At 65.3% G+C, this 1,762-nt stretch carries 2 protein-coding genes; both read left to right on the top strand.

Annotation, left to right across the window (positions count from 1 at the left end):
• The first annotated feature begins 86 nt into the window (after nt 1-86).
• On the top strand, nt 87-1,337 hold the full coding sequence (gene ispG / locus EOA60_RS31575; protein WP_095824192.1) for a flavodoxin-dependent (E)-4-hydroxy-3-methylbut-2-enyl-diphosphate synthase: 1,251 nt from the start codon (nt 87-89) through the stop codon (nt 1,335-1,337).
• A 3-nt stretch (nt 1,338-1,340) separates the two neighbouring features.
• Nucleotides 1,341-1,762: lytic transglycosylase domain-containing protein (locus EOA60_RS31570; RefSeq protein WP_164899716.1), on the top strand; the 422-nt coding region annotated here is incomplete at its 3' end.

Genomic DNA, 1,762 nt, shown 5'->3' with positions numbered 1-1,762 from the left:
ACAGGACCGTGGCTGTCACCGGCCATTGACAAGCCATCTTTGCTCCGCCACCTCATGCCCGGAACTTCCAGATGAAGGCGGCCGGCATGACCGGATATTTTTCTTCTCCTTTCCCGCGGCGCGCATCGGTCGGCGTCGATGTCGGCGGCGTGATGGTCGGCGGCGGCGCGCCGGTCGTCGTGCAGTCGATGACCAACACCGATACCGCCGACATCGATCAAACCGTTGCCCAGGTGGCGGCGCTGCATCGCGCCGGCTCGGAGATCGTGCGCATCACTGTCGACCGCGACGAGAGCGCCGCTGCCGTGCCGCGCATCCGTGATCGGCTGGCCCGGCTCGGCGTCAACGTGCCGCTGGTCGGCGACTTCCACTATATCGGTCACAAGCTGCTCGCCGATCACCCGGCCTGCGCCGAGGCGCTGGCGAAATACCGCATCAACCCCGGCAATGTCGGCTTCAAGGACAAGAAGGACCGCCAGTTCGCCGCGATAGTCGAGATGGCGATCAGATACGACAAGCCGGTGCGCATCGGCGTCAACTGGGGCTCGCTCGACCAGGAGCTCTTGACCCGGCTGATGGATGACAACCAGGGCCGGGGCTCGCCGCTCACCGCCCAGGAAGTCACCCGCGAGGCGATCGTGCAGTCGGCGATCCTGTCGGCGGAGATGGCGGAAGAGATCGGGCTCGGCCGCGACAAGATCATCCTGTCGGCCAAGGTCAGCGGCGTGCAGGATCTGATCGCCGTCTATACCGAGCTTGCGACCCGCTCCAACCATGCGCTGCATCTCGGGCTGACCGAGGCCGGCATGGGCACCAAGGGCATCGTCGCTTCCTCGGCTGCCATGGGTATCCTCCTGCAGCAGGGCATCGGCGACACGATCCGCATCTCGCTGACGCCGGAGCCGAACGGCGACCGCACGCGCGAGGTGCAGGTGTCGCAGGAACTTTTGCAGACGATGGGCTTCCGGCAGTTCGTGCCGATCGTCGCGGCCTGCCCCGGCTGCGGCCGCACGACCTCCACCGTCTTCCAGGAGCTGGCCCAAAGCATCCAGGCCGACATCCGCAAGAACATGCCGGTGTGGCGTGAGAAATATCCGGGTGTTGAGAACCTCAAGGTCGCGGTGATGGGCTGCATCGTCAACGGCCCCGGCGAATCCAAGCATGCCGATATCGGCATATCTTTGCCCGGAACCGGCGAGACGCCGACAGCGCCGGTGTTCATCGACGGCAAGAAGGCGGCGACGCTGCGTGGCCCCTCGATCGCGCAGGATTTCGAAAAGATGGTCGCCGACTATATCGAGCAGCGGTACGGACACGGCAAAGCCGCCGCGGAATGAGCCATGCAGCGCTTGCTCAGGACGGCACTGATCCTGATTTGCGCGCTGATCCCTGCCGGTCAGGCATTCGCCGATCCGCCGCAGTCGCGATCGGCCGCAAAACGGCTGATCAACCGCGTCTGTGATCTGATCGAAACTCAGGCTGAGCAAAATGGCCTGCCCAAGGATTTCTTCGCCCGGCTGATCTGGAAGGAGAGCCGCTTCGATCCCAATGCGGTGAGCCCCGTGGGCGCCGAAGGCATCGCGCAGTTCATGCCGGGCACGGCCAAGCTGCGCGGGCTTGCCGATCCCTTCGACATCGGGCAGGCGATCCCCGCCTCGGCCAAGTATCTTGCCGAGATGAAGGCGGGCTACGGCAATCTCGGCCTCGCGGCTGCCGCCTACAATGCGGGCGAGAACCGCGTATCGCGCTGGCTGTCCTCCGG

This window comes from Mesorhizobium sp. M1A.F.Ca.IN.020.06.1.1 (assembly GCF_004023265.1).
GTDB lineage: Bacteria > Pseudomonadota > Alphaproteobacteria > Rhizobiales > Rhizobiaceae > Mesorhizobium.
This window is presented reverse-complemented; position numbering and strand designations above follow the sequence as displayed.